Annotated in this window: 20 protein-coding genes and 1 tRNA gene; 15 read left to right on the top strand and 6 right to left on the bottom strand. The window is 41.2% G+C overall.

The genetic code is table 11. The annotated features are described in order from the left end of the window. The first annotated feature begins 8 nt into the window (after window positions 1–8). The 6 genes from SHAL_RS07265 to SHAL_RS07290 all read left to right on the top strand — a co-directional run bounded on the left by SHAL_RS07265 (window position 9) and on the right by SHAL_RS07290 (window position 8,872). Complete coding sequence (locus SHAL_RS07265) at window positions 9–623, top strand: hypothetical protein (protein WP_012276518.1); 615 nt, start codon at window positions 9–11, stop codon at window positions 621–623. A gap of 11 nt (window positions 624–634) precedes the next feature. Beyond that, the gene (gene hydE, locus SHAL_RS07270; protein WP_012276519.1) at window positions 635–1,657 is read left to right on the top strand and encodes a [FeFe] hydrogenase H-cluster radical SAM maturase HydE; all 1,023 of its coding nucleotides are present in this window, start codon (window positions 635–637) and stop codon (window positions 1,655–1,657) included. Beyond that, entirely contained in the window at window positions 1,611–2,900 is a 1,290-nt protein-coding gene (gene hydF, locus SHAL_RS07275) for a [FeFe] hydrogenase H-cluster maturation GTPase HydF (RefSeq protein ID WP_223296253.1), read from the top strand. The genes hydE and hydF overlap by 47 nt, the downstream gene beginning before the upstream one ends. A 1,017-nt stretch (window positions 2,901–3,917) precedes the next feature. Next, window positions 3,918–4,913 (top strand): ComEC/Rec2 family competence protein, encoded by a 996-nt coding sequence (locus tag SHAL_RS07280; RefSeq protein WP_012276521.1) that lies wholly within the window; start codon window positions 3,918–3,920, stop codon window positions 4,911–4,913. Then, window positions 4,906–6,372 (top strand): hypothetical protein, encoded by a 1,467-nt coding sequence (locus SHAL_RS07285; protein WP_012276522.1) that lies wholly within the window; start codon window positions 4,906–4,908, stop codon window positions 6,370–6,372. Before SHAL_RS07280 ends, SHAL_RS07285 begins: the two co-directional genes overlap by 8 nt. Beyond that, complete coding sequence (locus SHAL_RS07290; RefSeq protein ID WP_012276523.1) at window positions 6,359–8,872, top strand: DEAD/DEAH box helicase; 2,514 nt, start codon at window positions 6,359–6,361, stop codon at window positions 8,870–8,872. Before SHAL_RS07285 ends, SHAL_RS07290 begins: the two co-directional genes overlap by 14 nt. Window positions 8,873–9,181: 309 nt before the next feature. Here the strand turns inward: SHAL_RS07290 and SHAL_RS22365 are convergent, their stop codons facing one another. The 3 genes from SHAL_RS22365 to SHAL_RS07305 all read right to left on the bottom strand — a co-directional run bounded on the left by SHAL_RS22365 (window position 9,182) and on the right by SHAL_RS07305 (window position 12,179). Further along, window positions 9,182–10,303 carry a hypothetical protein gene (locus SHAL_RS22365; protein WP_012276524.1) on the bottom strand — a complete coding sequence of 374 codons (1,122 nt, stop codon included), beginning with the start codon at window positions 10,301–10,303 and terminating at the stop codon, window positions 9,182–9,184. A gap of 367 nt (window positions 10,304–10,670) precedes the next feature. Next, window positions 10,671–10,746 (bottom strand) — tRNA-Arg (locus tag SHAL_RS07300). Window positions 10,747–11,009: 263 nt separating this feature from the next. Continuing rightward, entirely contained in the window at window positions 11,010–12,179 is a 1,170-nt protein-coding gene (locus SHAL_RS07305; RefSeq protein ID WP_012276525.1) for a flagellar assembly protein FlgT, read from the bottom strand. 233 nt (window positions 12,180–12,412) lie between these two features. Here SHAL_RS07305 and SHAL_RS23040 point away from each other — a divergent pair, with 233 nt between their 5' ends. Genes SHAL_RS23040 through SHAL_RS07315 form a run of 3 tightly spaced genes read left to right on the top strand, consistent with a single transcriptional unit; the run spans window position 12,413 to window position 13,712 of the window. Beyond that, the gene (locus tag SHAL_RS23040) at window positions 12,413–12,607 is read left to right on the top strand and encodes a hypothetical protein (RefSeq protein WP_150102072.1); all 195 of its coding nucleotides are present in this window, start codon (window positions 12,413–12,415) and stop codon (window positions 12,605–12,607) included. A gap of 28 nt (window positions 12,608–12,635) precedes the next feature. After that, window positions 12,636–13,265, top strand: a complete 630-nt coding sequence (locus SHAL_RS07310) for a FlgO family outer membrane protein (protein ID WP_012276526.1) — start codon at window positions 12,636–12,638, stop codon at window positions 13,263–13,265. After that, window positions 13,266–13,712, top strand: a complete 447-nt coding sequence (locus SHAL_RS07315) for an LPP20 family lipoprotein (protein WP_012276527.1) — start codon at window positions 13,266–13,268, stop codon at window positions 13,710–13,712. A gap of 694 nt (window positions 13,713–14,406) precedes the next feature. Here the strand turns inward: SHAL_RS07315 and SHAL_RS07320 are convergent. The 3 genes from SHAL_RS07320 to flgA all read right to left on the bottom strand — a co-directional run bounded on the left by SHAL_RS07320 (window position 14,407) and on the right by flgA (window position 16,077). Beyond that, on the bottom strand, window positions 14,407–14,832 hold the full coding sequence (locus tag SHAL_RS07320) for a flagella synthesis protein FlgN (RefSeq protein ID WP_012276528.1): 426 nt from the start codon (window positions 14,830–14,832) through the stop codon (window positions 14,407–14,409). A gap of 75 nt (window positions 14,833–14,907) precedes the next feature. After that, complete coding sequence (gene flgM, locus SHAL_RS07325; protein WP_012276529.1) at window positions 14,908–15,222, bottom strand: flagellar biosynthesis anti-sigma factor FlgM; 315 nt, start codon at window positions 15,220–15,222, stop codon at window positions 14,908–14,910. 147 nt (window positions 15,223–15,369) lie between these two features. Further along, entirely contained in the window at window positions 15,370–16,077 is a 708-nt protein-coding gene (flgA, locus tag SHAL_RS07330; protein ID WP_190273639.1) for a flagellar basal body P-ring formation chaperone FlgA, read from the bottom strand. Between the two features lie 286 nt (window positions 16,078–16,363). Here flgA and SHAL_RS07335 point away from each other — a divergent pair, with 286 nt between their 5' ends. The 6 genes from SHAL_RS07335 (at window position 16,364) to flgE (ending at window position 21,530) form a co-directional block, all read left to right on the top strand. Beyond that, window positions 16,364–17,284 carry a chemotaxis protein CheV gene (locus tag SHAL_RS07335; RefSeq protein ID WP_012276531.1) on the top strand — a complete coding sequence of 307 codons (921 nt, stop codon included), beginning with the start codon at window positions 16,364–16,366 and terminating at the stop codon, window positions 17,282–17,284. Window positions 17,285–17,424: 140 nt separating this feature from the next. Further along, complete coding sequence (locus SHAL_RS07340; RefSeq protein ID WP_012276532.1) at window positions 17,425–18,258, top strand: CheR family methyltransferase; 834 nt, start codon at window positions 17,425–17,427, stop codon at window positions 18,256–18,258. 175 nt (window positions 18,259–18,433) lie between these two features. Beyond that, entirely contained in the window at window positions 18,434–18,832 is a 399-nt protein-coding gene (gene flgB, locus SHAL_RS07345) for a flagellar basal body rod protein FlgB (RefSeq protein WP_012276533.1), read from the top strand. 2 nt (window positions 18,833–18,834) lie between these two features. Next, entirely contained in the window at window positions 18,835–19,251 is a 417-nt protein-coding gene (flgC, locus tag SHAL_RS07350; RefSeq protein ID WP_012276534.1) for a flagellar basal body rod protein FlgC, read from the top strand. Between the two features lie 25 nt (window positions 19,252–19,276). Beyond that, window positions 19,277–20,080 (top strand): flagellar hook assembly protein FlgD, encoded by an 804-nt coding sequence (gene flgD / locus SHAL_RS07355; RefSeq protein ID WP_012276535.1) that lies wholly within the window; start codon window positions 19,277–19,279, stop codon window positions 20,078–20,080. Between the two features lie 88 nt (window positions 20,081–20,168). Then, window positions 20,169–21,530, top strand: a complete 1,362-nt coding sequence (flgE, locus tag SHAL_RS07360) for a flagellar hook protein FlgE (RefSeq protein ID WP_012276536.1) — start codon at window positions 20,169–20,171, stop codon at window positions 21,528–21,530. Window positions 21,531–21,589: the final 59 nt, after the last annotated feature.

The following is a 21,589-nucleotide window of genomic DNA, read 5'->3' on the forward strand; positions in this document are numbered from 1 at the left end:
GGTACCCGATGTGCATTAATGCCATACGTCCATCAGCTGGTCTTGATAAGAAATCATTATTAACAGCAATGGAAAGCGCGACATCGATGGTTCTACATGCTGCGATTTATACTAATTTTGCCCACTCTGAAGTGGGCAATCTTATTCGCAGAAAATTGCTTGATGGTAGTTTACATCGACTCGATATTATCGAGTTACAACCCGATCTGTATTGGCGCGATGAATTTGTAGCAATTTTACGCCCTAATATGACAAAAGATGAAGTGATCCTCATGTTCGCCGAATCTAAGCGTTGGAGTGAAGCCCTTAGCTTTGACTTCCCAAAACAAGTCAATCAAGTGCTCACTCAGGCGCTGCCTCTACAGCCCATTATGCTCATTGGTGACTGTCTATTTGTCGGCCAGTATGCCCATAGTCGTTTAGTTTCAGCGCAAGGGCTTTGGTTACAGATTGAGTGCTCATTAATGGGGCTGCAACCTGGAGAGCTGCAATCTTGGTATCAACAAGGATTACCTGCAGAAGTCTCTGGTGACTGGCAACAGGTAATAAGTCGTTATGTGGATGAATGCCGCCAAGCTGCCCAATTTAGCTCAGCTACTACTCCCTCAACGTCCAAATATTAAAGAAGACATTAATGATGCCTGCTAGCAAATCACAGTCCCCTATGCATTTTTGTGAACAACAGATCATTGAATTACTCAATGGCAACCAAGATGAATGGTTGTTTGCTAACGCTCAAGCGGTTACCCAACAGGTATTTGATAATCAGGTTTTTATCCGCGGTATAGTCGAGTTCTCCAATCATTGTCGTCATAACTGCCATTATTGCGGGCTGCGCAGTAGTAACCGCCAAGTTGAACGTTATCGATTAAGCGTCGATGAAATCCTCGATGCTGTCGATGACATTGCGCAATTTGGCATAGGAACAGTTGTTCTGCAATCAGGTGATGATTGGCAATATCGCGCAGAGACAATCGCGGAACTTATTCGCACCATCAAAGAACGCCACAATTTAGCAATTACATTATCGCTAGGTGACCGTAAGCACCAAGAGCTTAAACTTTGGCGCGAGGCGGGGGCAGATCGTTATTTGCTAAAAATGGAAACCTTTAACGAGCAACTATTTAATCAATGTAGGCCTAATGCCAACTTTGACGAGCGATTAGCACGCTTATCTTACATTCAATCTCTCGGTTATCAAACTGGCTCGGGAGTCATAACAGACTTACCAGGAATGACCGATAAAATTCTTGCCACAGATATATTGAGGCTTTCTGGCTTGGAGCTCGATATGTTGGCATGCGGCCCATTTGTCGCACACGCTCAAACCCCTTTTGCACAAAGTCCAAATGGCGAGGTACTCAAAAGCCATCGGGTTAGTGCGATCTTGCGGCTAATGAATCCAGGTGCAAACATCCCGGCAACGAGTTCATTGGAAGTCATTGAACTAGGTGCGCGAGAACTTGGACTTATGCGTGGCTGTAACGTTGTTATGCCCTCATTTACGCCCTCACAAGTCTATGCCAGTTATAACATTTATCCAGGTAAAAATAGCGCTACCAGTGATATTCAGCAAAGAGTAGCGGCCATATTTCAACAAATACAACACCATGGCTTACAACCTAACGGTAGCCGTGGTGACTCAAGAAGGTATTAATATGTGTCAAGGTGTTAACCCCGAAACCAGCCAAGGTCAAATAGCCCCCAGAGGGATGCGCTATCAAATTGCAATATTAGGGAGGCGCAACGCTGGTAAATCATCATTACTGAATATGATAGTAGGCCAACACGTTGCCATTGTTTCTGATATAAAAGGCACAACCACCGACGCAGTCGCTAAGCCATACGAGCTATTACCGTTAGGGCCGGTCACTTTTTTCGATACTGCAGGTATTGATGATAATGGAGCACTTGGTGAGCAAAGAGTAAAAGCAACGCGACATGTACTTTACCGCGCCGATATGGCGCTATTAGTTGCTGATGATCAGGGCCTAACCGAGCATGAGTTTGCGCTGATTGAAGAAATGACAGCATTAAAACTCCCATTCTTAATCGTATTTAACAAAGTGGATATTTGCATGCCAACGGCTGAAGATATCGGCTTTTGTCGACAAAGAAAGCTGCCTTTTATTGCGGTATCTGCAGCGAAAGGGCTGGGAGATAAAGAAGTTAAAAGACTAATTTCCGAGCTCGTACCAGCAAATCTTAAAGAGCAGCCTCCTCTTGCAGGCGATCTCTACAATGAAGGTGCACATATCTTATGTGTAGTCCCCATTGATACAGCGGCTCCGAAAGGGCGACTAATCCTGCCTCAGGTTCAAGTACTGAGAGAGGCATTAGATAATAATTGCATTGCGACCGTAGTTAAAGAATCTCAGCTTGCACAGGTTCTAACTCAATTTAGTTCCCCGCCAGCACTGGTGATCTCCGATGCTCAAGTGATCAAACAGGTCGATAGTATCGTGCCAGCCACTATTCCATTAACCACATTTTCAACTTTATTTGCGCGTTTTAAAGGCGAGTTACCACCAATGGTTGCCGGTGCCAATAGCTTAGATAAGTTGCAAGATGGTTGTAAGATTTTAATCTGTGAAGCATGTAGTCATCATGCCCAAGATGATGATATTGGTCGAGTAAAGTTGCCAAATTGGATCCGTAGCTATAGCGGGAAAAACATTACTTTTGACGTGATAAGTGGTCATGATTTCCCTGACAACCTAGAAGAGTATGCGCTAGTGGTTCATTGTGGTGCATGCATGTTCAATCGTACCGAAATGCTAAGACGGATCCGTGAATGCGAACGTAGAAACGTGCCAATCACCAACTATGGCGTCGCAATTTCAAAACTTCAGGGAGTGTTACCACGGATCATTCAACCGTTAATAAGTGAAGCCAAATAAATCAACAACGGCATCGAATAGAAGTCACAGTCAACACAGTCATTTACTTTCACATGGATGTGAACAGATCCAACAAACACAGACTAATTCCAGATAGGCTCACACTAGAGAGTAAGCAGCAAAACGTCACAATCCATGATTTATGGCGAACCATTGCCAGTTGGATCGTCATGCGCGGCGGCAGCTTTGTATATCGTGATGGTAACTACCTACTTCTGTAGGTGGTTACCATCAATTAGGCTTTGCCTGAAATTAAACGAATGAAAGTTATGGATTAGGCTATGTTTAATGGCTTATTAGCACGCCGAGGGTTCCTTCCATGGAGGCTCGCTTATCGCATCCCTGCGATACACGGCTTATAAGCTCATTTAAACATATCCACATTAGATTCAGTGCTAAAGTTAAGCTTTGCTTGAAGTGCTGTGTAAGCTTCTAAATCAGTGCCTCAAATGTTCCCTACATTTATAGGCATTTCCGCCAATCCATGACGGTCAGTGATTTAGCCCATGCTTTAAGAAAGGCCTATAGGGACATTTTTACTAAAACAGGATAGGAAAGCTCCCTCCTAGGGAGTCTGTTTTGTAACATATGGGCAAAGCCATCTCGGGTAGTGGAGTAGGGCTGAGCCTAGGTCTAAATAAGAGTCAGCAATAGCCTGTATCATCGCCAGTATCTATGCTCACTTAGATGTTGAACCTTCTTGTACAAAGGGAGTTGGGCAGAGCTTGGGATTACTACGGCAGAACTAATGGGCTTGAATGTGATGGAGTCGAAAGTGGATAAGCTACTGATATTTAATGAATGTTAGTGTAAAGAATAGAGATGCAACAGCTCTCAGAGGAGGAAAGAAGAGATCTGTTTGATATTGTTGCGAGTAACCCCAAATTTCATAAATATTTAAGTTAGCTGTAAACTAAAACTATAAGTTATTGACTGGTTCTTTTAGATTACATAGCTATAAGTTTATGATATAAAGAGATAAATTATTATCGTTTTAGACTTATCTCGGTTCTTATTATGGTGGAAGTGTACTGTGTTGATGCCGCTCATGGTGATTGTATTTTGGTTGTTTCTAATGGTGTTAGAATTCTGATTGATTCTGGGCCTAAAGAATTAAAGATACGACGACAAGTAAAAGGTACATTAGGGAAATTACTTCCAGACAAAACCGTCGATTTAGCCATAGTTACTCATAATGATGATGATCATATAGGTGGGTTTAAAACACTAATATCTGAGAATACGATAATTGTTAAAAAAATATTATTCAATAGTGTTGTTAGTTTAAATAAAATTCTCGGAAAAAAAACAACTAAAATTTCATATAGGCAAGATAAAGAATTAAGTGGTTTTGTAAAAACCACAGATATTGAGCTTATTTCAAAACATTATGATCCAAAAGTGGATTCAAATATAACTGTTGGTGAACTAACCGTTAGAATTATTTCTCCTAATTACAACGCACTGTTAGATTTAGGGAAGTGGAAAGAAAAAGAAGAAGCTAAGTTAAGTAGACATAAAATTTCAGGGAAAGAAAAAAATGAGTTATCGATAATGGAATATTTAAAAACTTTTAATACTTATAGATTTGAAAGTGACATGTCACCTACTAATCGTTCCAGTTTGGCTGTAATTATTGAAGGGGATGGTTTCAAAGGGTTATTCCTAGGAGATTCTCACTCAAAGGATATTGAGGAGTACTTTTCAACACGTGAACCTGATGAATGTTTATTTGATGTCGTAAAAATATCACACCATGGAAGTCGTAAAAATACTAGCAATGAACTACTTAAGACGGTTATCAGTAAGGAGTTTATTATTTGTGCTGATAAGTCCAGTCGACATGCACACCCCGACTCCTTGATGATGGCACGATTAATAGGAATCAAAAAGTCACCAGTAATTCATTTTAGTACCGATTCAGATAAACTGAGAATGATGTTATCTGAGATCACTGATGAGGCTACTTTTACTTTTCCATCTGAAGGTGTGAATAGGATTGTTTATGTCTAAAGTTAATGCTGTTAAAGTCATTAAACATGATCCTGATGGCGATATGTTTGGAAGTGGTTTGTTTTTTAAGGCTTGCTGTAACTCTCAATCTTTCGTATTGACCTCGAAACATTCAATTTGTCAATACACGGATGATTGTGAAAGTTTTACTGAATCAAATTTAAATGAATGTAGAACGTGTATTAAGGAGCAGGATTTAGCTGGTTTAGAATTGAAGCAAGATGATAGAGTATTAACACCTAACGACTTGTTTATATCAAAAAATCAAGATATTGCTGTAGTGTCAGTGTTTGAAATTTCTCAAGTAGAATTAGATATACGAAATATAGAGCAAGATGTTGAATATTCATTTTATGGATTTAAAAAAGATTCAACTCGAGCTGGTCGAATTTTAGTTGGGCAGCCCGTAGAGTATGACCTATATGCACATTTCAACATTACATCAAATGCAGTTACAGAATTAGTTGAGAAAAGTGAAAGTTTTTATGGTCTTTCAGGTTCGGTAATTTTTAGAGGCGAAGGCAAGTCAATAATTGAAGTTTATGCTGTAGTTACTGATAACGAAGAAAATAATGATGTTGGTTGTGAACTTTTAGCTGGCAATTTTTTGGATGATGTAAACTCTCATTTTAAATGTGAAGTATTTTCAGTTAAATCAAAATGTCAGTTATCACCTAATAGCTTTAGTGATATAAAAAAATTATTCAACAGCATACATGTTGAAAAGTTAAGTGATAGCTGTAATGTTGAAGCTTTAATTCCAAAAGATTTGGGGTATCCATTTTTTAATTTCAAATCAATAGTTGAAGAGTTATCTGAAAGTTTTGTTGAAGTCTTAGGAACTAACTCTACTAATGAAGCTAAAAGGGCTATTTCAGCTGTAAATGTCCTACTTCAAAAAAGAGAATACGAACCTGCAAAAAAATTATTGACTAGCAGAATAATGGAGTCATATTTATCTGCTCCACATGTTTTCTCTTCTACCATTGATTGTGATAGATATTATAATTTACATTTAAGAGCAAATGCTGGTACTGCAGAGTATATATACTCTGACTTTCATGGAAGTGGTGATCTTAAGAGTAATATTTTATACGCTGTGGAAAATATGTTTGGGTCTATAAATGACTTTTCATATAGTTTATTGGAAAGTAATTCATTAATAAGGTTGTCTTCTAATAAAGATTATGAATTGTTTTTTGAAATGATATTTTCAGAAGATACTTGTAAAGTAAAGTCCATAGCAATACTTTGTACATTCCCATTAACCGAGTTAGATCAATCTTTAACTTCTTCAAGGGATTTAGTTACAGAAAAAATAATTGAGATAATTAAAGAGTTAAAAGAGGACTTAATAAATAGAACTAAGTATGGTGTTAATCTATATTTGTTTGTTTTACCAGTTAATTCCAGACAAGAAATTGCAAATTTATTGGAGGCGGAAGTTGCAAAAATCTGATGATGCAATAATTTATTTGTGTAACAAAATCATAAGTAGCGTTGAGTTTGAAAATGTTTTTGATAAACTTTTTAATCTTGTAACTCTAAATTTTTTTTCTGTTAATGATACTAATAATATTCTTATATCTGAATATAAGAAACTTCTTAAGTATAGTGATTTTCTTTCTAACTCCACAGTCGAATCACATAGAACTCTGGCTCTACAAATTATAACCTTACTGTACAAACTTTATTTCAATGATGAAGGTTACCAAGTCCATCTAAAATCAATATTTTCTAAGTTTGGATTGTTTGGAGCTGAAGAGTCTTTCGTTAAAGAAGAACTTAGTTTACCAGATTCATTAGAATACGAACGAAATCTAAAAAGATTGGTTCAAAGTATCAATGCAGGTCAAGATATTTTTACTGACTCCCAGTATAAAATTCATGGAGGAATGAGTAAAAATAATGTTTTCAGTTTTTCAGGACCTACATCTCTTGGTAAATCTTTTTTGTTAAAACATTCAGCTATTAAAATGCTGAATAATAACAATATAATTGTTTTTATCCTTCCTACTAAAGCTCTTCTGGAAGAGTACCACAATGACTTGAGGAAGATGCTTTCTATTGAGGGTGTTATGGATGTTAATGTTGCAAAGTCAGTTTCATCCGTAAAAAAAGGGGTTAAGAATATTCTAATATTTACTCAAGAAAGATTGAATAGTTTCTTGTTTGATGATGATTTTAACTCAGTAAATATAGATGTTTTAATTGTAGATGAAGCTCATAAATTGTCTGAATTCAACCCTAGGAGTATTACTTTATATAAAGTAATACGTCGTTCTATAGATAAGTTTTCAAATTTGAAGTTGTACTTCTCTAGCCCTGTAATTCATAACCCTGAAATATTCCTTAAAACATTCAATATTGACAGTGACAATAAATTCATTACTGTCAAGGAAAGTCCTGTTACACAGAGTCTTTATGTTTATGACTTACAAGAAAATATAGTATCCTCTTATAACCCTAGGAGTAAGGTTTTTGATAAACTAAAAGTAGTAGAAAATATTACAAGTAGTTACAGTCTTATTTCTTATCTTGGAAATAGATCTAAATCTAATTTGATTTTTTCATCCAGCAAAACAGATGCCATTCTTAAAGCCTCGGAGTTTTTGAACTTTGTAAAAAGAGAAGGGCTGTTGTGGGATGTAGATAAAGAACTTTCTATTGAAGCAGATATTGTTAAGGGGTTGATTCATGATGATTATAACTTGTCTGAATTAATGAGGCATGGAATAGCGTATCATCATGGAACGCTACCTAACTTTATAAGAAAAAGAGTAGAGGAATTGTATTCCAATAAAAGATTGAAATACATATTCTGTACTTCAACACTTCTTGAAGGTGTTAATTTGCCAACGGAAAATATTTTTATTTTCCCTATGAAAAACAAAAAAAGTACTTTGTCAGTTGAATCAAAGCTTAGTTTTTGGAACTTGGCAGGGAGAGCAGGACGTTACAAAAATGAACTGAATGGAAATATTATCTGTCTTGGCAATCGAAATGACTGGGAAATTATGGGGGAGCTGGTTAGTAATGATAGAGAGGTAAGTATAAATAATCCATTGGATGAGACATTTTCTAAACATCGAAAGATTCGCAATATTCTTAATGATAAAACATTGGACCCGCACGCAGTTATAAAAGATGTCACATCAATAGTTCTTGCTGATGTTATGGGTTTTAAGAGGCATGGGGCAATGTCTAGTGTTCTTTTAAGTATTCCTGAAAAGTTTAGAGATAACGTAATTGAAGAGGGGTGGCAGTATATCTGTCGACACGGAATTCGAGATATTAATCATTTGGCATACTCTTCTAATCATCGAATTAGTACTGAGCAACATTACAAGGCTTGGGTTTATGCTAAAGATAAAGGGTATAAGTTGAAATCTTTATCCAGAGACTCAGTGAAAGATTTTATCAATGTTTTGGATGAGGTCTACGGAATAAGAAAAACTAAAGCATCTTTATCTCAGCTAATAAATGTAACATACTCTTGGTTGTACGGTGATTCTTTGAGGAAAATAATCAGTGATTCAATAAAATATTCAAAATCTGTCAAGGATGCTAGTTATCAATACGTTACATTTGAACCGTGTAATAAAGAACATGTTAACTTTAAAATAATGGAGGTTATATCCACAATTGAAAATGAAGTTACTTTTAAACTTGAAATGTATTGTGCTCATTATTTTCAGGTGTTATTAGGGGTATATGGTGAACATGAATCTGGAATCAACTTATCGCCTTTTTTAGAGTATGGGACAATGGACGTTAAAACTATCGCACTTCAAGATTATGGATTTTCCAGAGCAGCGGCTCTTGAGATTGAAAAACAATATTCAAAATGTGTTCGATATGATGAAAATGGTCAGATTTCTCAGTTAAATAAGCAAATGTTGCTTACTATGGCTGGAGCTAATAGCGTTGTCGCGAAAGAGGTCATGTGGATTGTATAGAGATTCAACTTTATATAATTTCTAGTACAGTTATTGACAGAACTCCAAGTTAACGGCTTTTGGCTTTTTGCTAATGAGATAGACCATTCATGTACGCGAGTGATGATTTCTATGCCTAAGCAGACAAGCCCTTTAAGCTGTGTCGTTCTTTATATGCGCTTTTTAACTCTATGCATGCACTTGCTCGCTTCATATTACAGTCGCTGTCTCGCTCGGTCTTCCATGTTTTTTCAGGCTGGTTACTTGTCTTTATCGTTGGATGAGTTTCGGCAATGCCTACACTATCGTCTTACCGTGTGACGGTAGTAATTAAAGCCACTTATACTTATGCCCTGTAGCGATAAGGTTCTGTTTGAGCCTACCTTTAATCGCTTTGCTTGCTCTGAAATAAACGGATTTGATATCGTTTTCGTAAGCTGCCTGACTAAAGCCTCGTTCTTTTGCTTTGTCATACCAATCATGACCGAGAGTGAACTCACCGGTTGATAAGTAAATAGCGCCGAGTAGGGTACATGGTCTGAAATTCAATGGGGTGACCTTATGCGCTTCATGGCCAAGATCTATTCCTCGTTCAAAACTTTGTAAATCTCGACAAACACCGCCGTAGGTTGTTAGCAATGCAGACTTAAGCTTTGTATCATTGTTAGCAAATTTTAACGGGTAGAGGGCATCGAGTGCTTTTTTGATTTTTCTGACCTCCTCAGCTTTCCTATAAGCCGCACTGGCATTAACCAGTTCCCACGGTAAGTGTTTTTGCTTCCAGTTTTGGTAATGTTGGTGGGCTAATTGGATATGGTATTTTCTCTGAATCATCTCATTGGCGAAACCGACGTCATCGAGCCATTTTAATTCGTCTGCGCTGATTGGTTTTTTACGCAATTGAGAAAGCAATTTATCTACTCGTGAGTTTTTCTTGATCCCTTGGATTTCGAAATCTTCATAATTTACATGGCATGACTCATACGCCAGCCTTTGGGCTTTAAGCTGCTCCTGTAATGCCTGATTTTTAGCTTGGATCTCTCGTTGTAATTCTGCTTGCTGCTCAATATAAGCTTGTTGCTTGAGGGCTTCGATAGCATCAAGTTTGGCTTGGTACTGTGAGAATACTAATTCAACCACGGGTTTATTGGAGCTTGCTGCTAACTCTAGCCCTGTTTGATTGAGCCTTTTTTTGGCTGAAATTTTAAATTGGAGTCCATCAAAAATAATACTCTTGAGTTTATCGAGCGTATTTTCCTTAGCATCAATAACTTTATAGAGTTCATGTGCATCAGCGCCAATAGCTAAAGACAAGATTTCTATATCAATCGCTGACACATCTATGTCTTGTTTGGTGATCCACTGCAGCAGCAAGTCGACAAAAGTGCTGTGCAGTGGATACAGCGAAGCTGGAAACAGCAGTTTGGCTTGGGTGATGTATTTTTCATTCATAGGTCAATTTCACCAGCATTTTAAGAGGCTTTAATATGGGCTCTATGCTTTGTTATATCAGTTTTAAGTGTTTGCTAGTTTTGATTTTCATCAATGAATTGACGTACGAAGTGTTGACCGATTTTTGACTGCTCATGTGATATGACCTCCTTGTTATCTCATATAGAGAAACTATTAGAAATGGCGTGGAAAGTCTATGGCGGAGGATAATGGACTAAAACGAGCAATATTCGGCTAATGCTGACAGAAGGTGCAAACAGAAGGCATTAGTAAAAGCTAAAAAGGATGTTTCTGTAATCGCACTGAGGCGGCACAGGAATGTATTAGAACTATAGCTTATTGAATTGCATATACAAAGGAGTGTATATGGTCTCCCCACAGGGACTCGAACCCCGATCGATCGCTTAGGAGGCGACTGCTCTATCCTGTTGAGCTATAGGGAGACGCTAGTGATTATACTGGTTTTACTCTAGATGAAAAGGGGAGATGAAAAGTCTTTAAATTTAGTTGCTTAATAAATGTTCTGTTGGTGGGTGTTTTGCAGGCTAATCCCATTAATTTCGATTAACCTGCACTTTTAGCTCTTTTTTTAGCTCGCAACTATAACTCTCAACTATAGCCCGCAACTATAGCCCGCAACTATAAGCCTTCAATTTTAGCCTTCAGTTTGAGATTGCTGTTCGTTATAGAGGCAAGCAAGCCCAACTTATAGCTTTATGGCTAAGTCGTTGATTTGGATATTCAGTGATGCTGCCATACCATCGAGTACAGCAGTCGCACTCTCCTCGGTCACTTGGTCTATGGTGATAGTCGCTTTGCTTTTGCCTGCAACCGCGCGCATATTATCGAGTCTATCGGGCATATTTTGTTGTAATACCAGCTGTAATTTGTCGCCGACTCGAATGCCGTGGCGTCTACCGAGATTGAGGATAATCCTATCGGTTTGTCTAGAGACCACCTGACCGAGTAGTGGCCGGCAATTTAGGCTGCTGTCGATATCTCGACTCACTTCGGCCAACACTTGGTCAATTGCCTGACCGTATTCAGATCCCCAAAAGTTCTCGCTATTTGAGTTGACGGTTTGCTGGCGCAAAAACTCCCACTCGGCGGCTTGGCTGTACTGCTGGCTCCAGATTTTTTCGCCGCTAATGCCGTGAAATAGCGATACGCGAATTTGAAAGTTACGCATCGGATCATTGTCCCATAACCCTAAAGTACTGGTGAAATCTTCAGTGGATATGTCGATGATCTCTGGCAGTAGAATATATTGACTGTCGGTGATCTCGCTTAGCCAGCTGGGTAAGCGATAGCCGCGAATATCCACTAAGGATTGATCTATGTCTAAACGCTCATTGGCATGAGTCTGTGGAAAGCTATTACTAGCGTGCTGCTCTAACATGAGCGCTAACCGTTCTGAAAGGTTCTGCTCGAATAGTCCGATATTGCCGACCCTAAGCTGGGTTCTGTCTTTGATTAATGCCTGAGGGATTAAAATTGCTGCTTTAAGCGGGTTTCCCTGGCAAGTGTCATCGAGTGGTTCAACAATGTCGATGCGAACATTAACGGTGATCTCATTATTCTCAATACGTTCGCTGATAAGCTCAATATTCTGGCTCTGTGCTTGGTGCTCTAACATGAAAGAGTCATTGATAAGCTGGCCATTACTGACGGTTTGCTGGCTACTAAAGCGTGCGCCAGATTGCAATGTTGCATAGCTAACGGCTTGATGTATGGCATCTTCTCTGGCTTGGGTGACATTGTTATCGGTAATCATTGCTTGGCCACTTGCGGTGATCCACTTGGCTTGTACAGGCAATGCCAATATTGATGACATTAGGCATACGAGTGCGGTTATTGAATATTGCGCTGGTTTCATCTTACCTTTCCAGTAGTCGAGAAATTGATGACATATTTTTTACATAGTATTTTTAAAAGGCTTTTTGCATCGTTTTTGCATTGATTTTTGTATAGGCATTTTGCATCGTTTTGCAAAGTACTTTGAATAGCTTTTACGTCGGATAACTGACGCACTGACATCTCTAGCTTTCTATTAAGCAATTACCGTGCCTGTATAAAGAGCTTAGATACTCTCCTTTGAGGAAATACAGCTTGATACAGCGCGGTGGGGGAGATTATGTACACTTCCTTGGAGTTAGGCCCATCTATAACAAGCTGCAGCCTTGGGATATCTCGGCGAATTGCGAGTCGAAAAGCGATAAAGTTATCGACGGCATTGCCGATAAGAATGAAATAGCATTAATTTGTACCAATAAGGTACAGGATCATTGCTGTAACTCACAGTAGTGATTAACGCCTGATAGGAAATCAAACAATGTACAAGCCAATCATTTTTCTATCTTTATTATTCACCCTCGGTTGTGCAAGCACGGAAGGGGATAGTCATACAGATCAGCAGATGACTAACGGCAATGGTTTGCCGCATACTGCTGCGATAAATCATTTGTCACAACAGATGGTAAACGAGTTAGTACGACAGAACGACAGTTTGCGCCCAGATCAGCCGTTGCTGGTTTCTACGCCTGTGTTGTTATCAGATATGACATCGACTAATGCTCTTGGCCTGCAATATCAACAAGGCTTGATAGCGGCGCTACATGATCATCAATTTAATCTAATCGATATCAACGTCAGTGACGCGCTTAAGGTCACGCCTACTGGAGAGTTTATTTTGACTCGTGATTGGCAGCAGCTAGCCGCTGATCTAGCTGTTGAGCATGTGGTGGTTTCTACCATGAGTTTATCGACTCAAGGTGTGGCGTTAAACAGCCGCATCGTTAATGTTACCAATAATCGAGTGGTTTCTGCGGCGCAAAGTTTTGTTAATGCCAGTGCCATGCCTAATTACATTGGGCTGTCAGAAAAGGTCGTCTCAGAGCATGGGCTACTGTACCGGAACGCCCAAGGCGGACAGCGCTCAGTAACAATCGTGGGGGATAAATAGATGAAAGCCATTATTTTATTTGCAGCGTTAAGCCTTTGTGCTTGCTCCGTGCAAGACAGGTATGTGCAGTATGAAACTGAGGCGCCAACATCTTTTCCTAAATTGACCGCTATCGGTTATGCACCGCTGGACACTCAGCCTGCAGCCGAACATTCTCAGCGGGTTTTGATGGCTATGCAGGCCTCGAAAATAGCGGCTTATCGAGAGCTTGCCGAGCAAGTTTATGGTCAGCAGTTGAGTGCTAGCAGCCAGGTCAGGGAGTGGATGTTATCGGGCGATGAAATTCAAGCATCGGTATCAGGAGTGATCCGCGGGGCTAAAGTGTTAAAGAGTTACCCTGCGGGTGAGCACTATGTGACAGAACTCGAGCTGGATTTTGAGCAAGTGTGGGCGCTGTATCAGCAACAACACCGCTCACAGCGAGTCAAAGAGATTACGTATTTTTAAGGTTAAGAAGGTTCTAGGACGTTCGCAGGCTTACTTCGAGGACGCTTCGCTTCGAGATCCTAGGAAAAGCACAAGCAAAGGCTGAGACGGACGCTTCGCTTACGGAAGACGGAACGCTCGCAGGCTCACTCACAGAGCGCTTCGCTGACGGTTAAAGCTAAGAAGTTACTAGGACGTTCGCAGGCTTACTTTTAGATTCTAGGACGGACTTCGTCCTTCTAGGTTCTAGGAAAAGCAGAAGCTGAGACGAACGCTTCGCTCACGGAAGACGGAGCGCTCGCAGACTCACTCAACGAGCGCTGGGCTGACGGTACAAGCTAACAAGAATCTAGGGTACTTCGCTTCGAGGTGCCAGAAAAAGCACAAGCTGAGACGAACGCTTTGCTCACGGAAGACGGAACGCTCGCAGACACACTCAACGAGCGCTGCGCTGACGGTTAAAGGCTGGAAGAGCTGAGACAATTAAGGGCCGGACAAGCTGAGACGGGTTAGAAGCAGGGAAAGCCGAGAAAGCGAAGAAGAACCTAGGGCGCAATCCTTCTAGGATGGCATTTATGCCGTTGTTTTTGAGACTTTCTTTTCCGTAAGCGAAGCGTTCCGTAGTGGCGAAGTCACGTGTCGTAAGGCCGCAGGCCGTTCGTCTTGGCTTTAACCTAGAACCTAGAACCTAGAACCTAGAACCTAGGGCCTTCTTTTACGCTTTTAAATTATTTCCAAGCGTTGAAATACTGGAGGTTTTGCCTTTACCATCATAAGTCAGGCTAGACGCGTTACGGCTGACCTGTAACGCTTGTGAAAATCGATTTAAGCTGGCTAAACTCAATTCAATTAACGATTCATTTTCTGCATTTCGCTGTTGGCACTCGGCCAATAATGCCTTTGCGTGACTCACTTGCTGAGACAACTCTGGGTCTGTATTTAACAAGGCAAGATCGGGCTGCTGCGCAATTATCTCATCATTTTGCTTCAGGCTTGCCAATAGGTTTGCCTTAGTGCTGGCTAACGACAACAAAACATCGGCTTGCTGTGCATGCAAGGCTTGTTTTTCCTGGCTAATAACCGAATTTAGCTCAGTCAACACTTGGTGTTGTGAGCTAAGGAGTTGAGATAAATTTGTCATAATGGCCTTGTTAATTTTCGCTCTATTGAGTTCGCAGCTTTTGACCCGTTATGGCTTATAGCGAGTAGATACAGCTTAACTTAAGTCTTTAAGCTCATTTTCAAAGTTTGCGATGTTAGTGGCAAGCTTCTCAGGATCGATTTTATAACGCCCTTCAGCAATTGCTGCTTTAATTTCGTCGACTTTCTTTTGGTCTATTTCAGGCATGTCGGCCATCTTAGTTTGTACGTTTTGAATCTGTTGAGCCTGTGCGGTAATCGAAACAGAATCACTTTTCTGAATCGTTGGCGCAGGAGTTGCGGGTGTTTGAACCGCTGCATTTTTTGCATTAGAACCCGTACCGATACGTGTATTGGTATGAGGGTTTATTTGTTTAATATCAATAGCCATTTTGAGATCCAACAGTTAATAAAGAGAGTTTCTTACCCATACTATCGGCAGTATCACTCGCTACTTTAGGATTTTTTATATTTTTACATTCTTACATTCTTACATTCTTACATTCTTACATTCTTACATTCTTACATTCTTACATTCTTACATTCTTACTTCGACTTGGCCAACGCCAGTGACGCGTGCATCGAGGTTTTTATGCGAGTGGCTGTTCTTTATGCGAACTTTATCGCCAACATTAGCATCATGCAGTGCTTCACCAACGGTTTTAATTTCAAAGTTTTCAGAACGAGCATATATCGACACGCTATCACCTTTACAAACAATACAGAGTTGGTTGGCAAAAATCGGTTGCCCAGGTGCGACGCGTCGCTTTAGCCGCGCTCCCACCACTTCAGAGATCTCTTCAAATTGATGCCCCCGTAATGTGGTTTGTTCAATGTATTCGAGTTCAATATCACCTCTAGAGAGAAGGTCACCTGGGCCCATGGTCGATTTTGCGACCACAACGGGGTACAGAATATCGACTCTTACGGATACAAACATCTGCCATGGATAACTTAAGTCAGGACTATTACAACTGATTTTTACGGTATTGTTTCGGCGGATCGCGCGGTCACTGGCAATCTCAGCGGTTATGGGTAAGTAACAATTGGGCAGGTTGACACGGGTATCTAGACTCTGGGGTGTGATATTAATCCTTGCTTTTGCAGGGGCCTCAATTTTTTCTTCAACTGCCGCTATAGCTAATCGAGAGATGGTCGATACAGAAGGAATACTGGCAGCTGTAGTGGCGTATGCTAAAGTTGGTAGCAAAAGTATTAATAAAAATGAGCCAAAATAGATTTTCATAATGAATGCAGTGGCTTGATTCGCTAAAATGCGACTATATTGTGTTATGTGCTGAACTGCAGTCATCTTTATCCTTTTGGATTAGTTGGCGTCATTAGTTTGACTGAAAAAAGCCATGCTCGCTTGGATAGCTTCAAATAAGCAAGTAATGTGCCTAAAAGTGTTGGTTGTGTGAAATAATGCGGATGTGGCCAGATTATAACGAGTATTTGCATCACTGATTTACACACATTAATTAAATTGAAATAGATATCGCCTACCCAGGTAGGTACAAGGCAAAAAATGTATGTCGAATATTCTCGAATCAGTAAATAAACGGACTCAGTTGGTTGGACAAAACCGCCTAGAATTATTGTTATTTAAGCTAAATGGACGTCAACGATTCGGTATTAATGTTTTTAAAGTTAAAGAGGTGCTGCAGTGTCCACCGTTAACGAATCTACCTAAGTTAAACTCTAAGGTACGTGGTGTTGCCCATGTGCGTGGTATGACTATTTCGGTGATAGACTTGAGCGCTGCAACGGGTGGGCGTCCAATCGAGAGTGTTGAAAATAGCTTCATTATTATCTCTGAGTATAACCGCAGCGTTCAGGGCTTCTTAGTCAGTTCTGTTGAGCGAATTATTAATATGAATTGGGAAGCGATTATGCCACCTCCAAAAGGGGCGGGTAAATTCTCTTACTTAACTGCGGTAACTGAGATCGAAAATGAGTTAGTAGAGATCTTAGATGTTGAAAAAATTCTTGATGAAATCTCACCCGTTAATACCAATATCAGTAAAGAGTTAGATGATGCCTTAACGATTGACAGAGATCAGCATTACCACATCATGGTGATTGATGACTCTTCGGTCGCACGTAAGCAGATTATTAGGGCGCTCACCTCACTCGATCTGCAGATCGATACCGCCAAAGATGGTAAAGAGGCGCTAGAAAAACTTAGAGCCATGTCTGCTGAGCTTGAAGATGTTTCAACTGAGATCCCGTTGATCATTTCTGATATCGAGATGCCAGAAATGGATGGCTATACATTAACGGCAGAAATTCGTGATGATCCTAAGCTGAAAAATATCAAAGTGGTATTGCATACTTCGTTAAGTGGTGTATTTAATCAGGCTATGGTGCAAAAAGTAGGGGCTAACGATTTTATTGCTAAATTTAATCCAGATGAGTTAGCTGCAGCGGTAAACAAGCATTTAAGTCTTTAGTCGTCATTATTTAGCATCGAGGGAAACGATCCCTTGCTTGTGTTTGTGTTGATGCTAAGGTATAACGCTGCGTTCGTTTTTGCCTGTGGTCAATGTCTTTTTGGCTAATGTGGTTTGTTTTATTAAATTAGGATATTAGAGTGGCAAATAGATCTCTTGCTGAGAATGAGTACAATCAATTTAGATTATTCTTAGAACAACACAGTGGTATTGTGTTGGGAGAAAATAAGCAGTATTTGGTGCGTAGCCGGTTAGCGCCTCTAATGGGCAAGTACAACTTGCCGTCCTTATCAGATGTGGTTAAACATTCGATGAAACCGACAGAGCGTCAACTGCGCACTGAGGTTATCGATGCTATGACCACAAACGAAACACTATGGTTTCGCGATCGTTATCCTTTCGAGTTGTTATCGAACGCCATTTTACCCACATTTAGTCGTTTAGGCCGTCCAGTTAAGATATGGTCTGCTGCCTGTTCCTCAGGGCAAGAGCCCTATTCTTTAGCCATGACGATTCTAGAGCATCAGCAGCGTAAGCCTGGTAGTCTTCCCGCGAGTGCAGCGATCTTGGCAACCGATTTATCGCCATCTATGCTTGAGCGTTGTAAAGGTGCTGAATATGATAATCTTGCATTAGGTCGAGGCTTGTCCGATGAACGCAAACGTCAGTTTTTTGATGTTTTACCCTCGGGCAACATGGTCGTTAAAGACAATGTTAAGCGATTAGTCAACTTTCGAGCGCATAACTTGCTTGAAAGTTATACCTTATTAGGCAAGTTCGATATTATTTTTTGCCGTAATGTGTTGATCTATTTTTCACCTGAGGCAAAGCGGAAAATCCTACGGCAATTTGCTGCCGCGTTAAATCCTAACGGCATTTTGTTTTTAGGCGCATCGGAGTCTATTGCGGGTCTGTCTGACGAATTTGATATGGTGCGCTGCAATCCGGGGATCTATTATCAAAAGCGAGGCTAACGCTTTGTTCACTTGAGTGCTCCTCTGAAAACGCGTCGTTATGACGCGTTTTTTAAATCTAATATTCTATCCATGAATCTATCTTAAATACGCCTCCCCACTAATCTTCATAAAACGACACTGATTTGGCACAACTATTGCTTTGTTTTAGCTATCGAGCTGAGGAGGCAATTTTATGGCGATTAGTTTTGACAAAGCATTAGGGGTTCACCAGTACACTTTGGGCGTTCGTTCCCAGCGTGCAGAAGTCCTGTCTTCAAATATTGCTAATGCCGACACGCCAAACTATAAAGCCCGCGATGTCGATTTCTCAAAAGCGATGGGGGCGGCGCAATCTCAGCAATCGGGCTTAGCTATGACTAAAAGTGACACTAAACACTTCGATATGGCGGCATTAACTCAGCAACATGTGGGCTACCGAGTGCCCAATCAACCTGATACCGGAGATGGTAACACGGTTGATATTCAACAAGAGCAATCGGCATTTATGCAAAATGCACTCGAATATCAGATGTCACTGGGCTTTCTAGACAGTAAGTTCGCCGGTATGAAAAAAGCACTTAGAGGCAGTTAATCATGAGCTTATTTAATATTTTTAATGTTGCAGGTTCGGGCATGTCGGCCCAGTCGGTCAGACTTAATACCACGGCAAGTAATATTGCTAACGCGGATTCTGTTTCGAGCAGTGTCGGCGAGACTTACCGCGCACGTCATCCTATTTTTGAAGCTGAGATGAGTAAGGCGCAGCAACATCAAAGTGCATCAGCATCAGTGGCCGTAAAAGGGATTGTTGAAAGCGACTTGCCACTAAATAAAGAATTCTCGCCAGACCACCCAATGGCGGACACAGACGGTTTTATTTATAAGCCGAATGTCAATGTGATGGAGGAGATGGCCAATATGATTTCAGCTTCTCGCTCTTATCAAATGAACGTACAAGTCACTGAAGCGGCTAAATCCATGCTTCAGCAGACACTTAGAATAGGCAAATAAACTCAGTGAAAGCTGGAGGTAAATTTTGAGCCTTATTAATCCGCTCACCGCAACGCAGCCGGCTCCTGGCCAGCCGCAACAGGCTAATGCCATTTCGCCGCAAACTGCGCAGGCAGCGACTCAGAGTTCGACTACGAACACTGAGCAGACATCAACGGGAAACCCGTTTCTTGATGGACTACGTTTGCCTCAAGAAAGCTCCATTCCTGAACCTAATAGTCAGGAGTTAAGTCAGGAGGATTTCTTCTCGTTATTGAGTCAACAGCTGTCTATGCAAGACCCATTTAAGCCTGTAGATAATGATCAAATGATCCAGCAGATGGCGTCTTTCTCAACCGTAGATGGGATCAGTAAACTCAACGAAGAAATTGGCAATCTAAATGCGTTAACCAGTTCAAGCCAAGCCCTCCAAGCATCGGGGCTTGTTGGCCAAAAGGTGTTGATCCCGTCAGATACTGCGCATATCTCTGCTGAAGATCCCAGCATGAAAGGCATTATCAGCACGCCTGAGCCTGTCGAATCTATCACTGTCCGCATCGAAGATGAAACCGGTCAGTTAGTGACAACTTATAGTGTCGATGGCAGTGCCGGTGGCAACATAGATGTGAGCTGGGATGGTTTAGACAAGAACGGCGAGCCCGTAGCAGAGGGGAATTATACCTTCAAAGCCAGCGGTAAAGTTGACGGCACAAGCGAAGAGCTACCCGTATCAACTTATGCTCACGTGACCAGTGTTTCACTTGGAACCGCAGCGACTGGGGCTATTTTAAACTTACGGGGTGTTGGCGGAATTAAGATCAGTGATGTGTTAGCTGTATCTGAAGCCTAATAGCTAGAAACTCATTTTGCGAGATGTTTGTACTTAATATAAAGATCAAACGTCTCGAAATCGAATTAAACAAGGATTGAGGTGAATCATGTCATTTAACATTGCATTGAGCGGTATATCGTCAGCCCAAAAAGATCTAAATACAACGGCAAACAACATTGCAAACGTAAACACCACAGGCTTTAAAGAGTCTCGCGCAGAGTTTGCCGACGTGTACGCTAGCTCTATTTTTGCAAACAGCAAAACCACTGTCGGTGGTGGCGTCGCGACGAGTCAGGTTGCTCAGCAGTTCCATCAGGGCAGTATGGCTTTCACCAACAATTCACTCGATATGGCGATTAACGGTGGTGGCTTCTTTGTGACCTCATCTGAAGTGGGTTCTCAAGATCATTCATACACACGAGCAGGTGCATTTAAGTTCGACTCAAATAACTATATCGTTGATTCAGCTGGCAACTTCTTACAGACGTTCCCTGTCGATAAAGACGGTAATTCGACATCGGTGAGTTTAACGACCACTAAGCCGGTACAAATTCCTGATACGGCGGGTAGCCCAGTTAAGACCGATAGTGTCGGTATTCAGATGAATCTTAATGCGGGGGAGTCCACACTCGATCCAGCTGCTTTCGATCCCGATGACCCAGATACGTTTAACAACTCAACCTCGGTGACCATCTATGATTCACTCGGTGAGCCACATATTCTAACTTCATACTTCGTACGCCCACCTAATGCTGCGCATACCGGTGAGAGCAACTGGGTTGCATTTTACGCGGTAGACGGTAAGCCTGTCGATTTAGACCCCGCAGCTGGTGAGTATAATGTCGATACCGATGGTGACGGTACAGTAGATGGCAAGGCCAATGCTGAAAACGCGGCTGGCTGGAAGGGCGCGGCAGTCTCTTTCAATGATACAGGTGCTTACACTGGCAGTAACCCTGCGGTTATTAAGACCGAAGCCTTAGGTGTTGGCGGCGCTAACGTATTAGGCCCTGGCGCCGATGGTACCCAGACCTTAACGCTGGACTTTAATAACCCGACTCAATATGCATCACCATTTGAAGTGACAGAGTTAACCCAGGACGGTACAACGGTTGGGCGTTTAACCAATGTTGAAGTGGGTGCAGATGGTCTAATTAATGCCAGTTACAGTAACGGCTCTACCGTGCCACTAGCACGCGTCGCCTTGGTTAGTTTTGCTAACGAGCAGGGGTTATCACAGGCGGGTAACACCTCTTGGAAGGCGAGCTTAGACTCGGGTCCTGCACTTGCCGGTGAGGCAAACAGCGGTACTTTCGGTAGTATCCGTTCATCGGCACTGGAGCAGTCCAACGTAGATTTAACCACCGAGCTAGTCGATTTAATCTCGGCTCAGCGTAACTTCCAAGCCAACTCTAGAACGCTTGAAGTTAACAACACCTTACAACAGACGATATTGCAAATTCGTTAATCTTTAAAAGCTAAGAAGGGCGGACTCCGTCCTTCTATAGAGTCAAAGGCTGAGACGAA

It is taken from the genome of Shewanella halifaxensis HAW-EB4, from assembly GCF_000019185.1.
Classification (GTDB): Bacteria; Pseudomonadota; Gammaproteobacteria; order Enterobacterales; family Shewanellaceae; genus Shewanella; species Shewanella halifaxensis.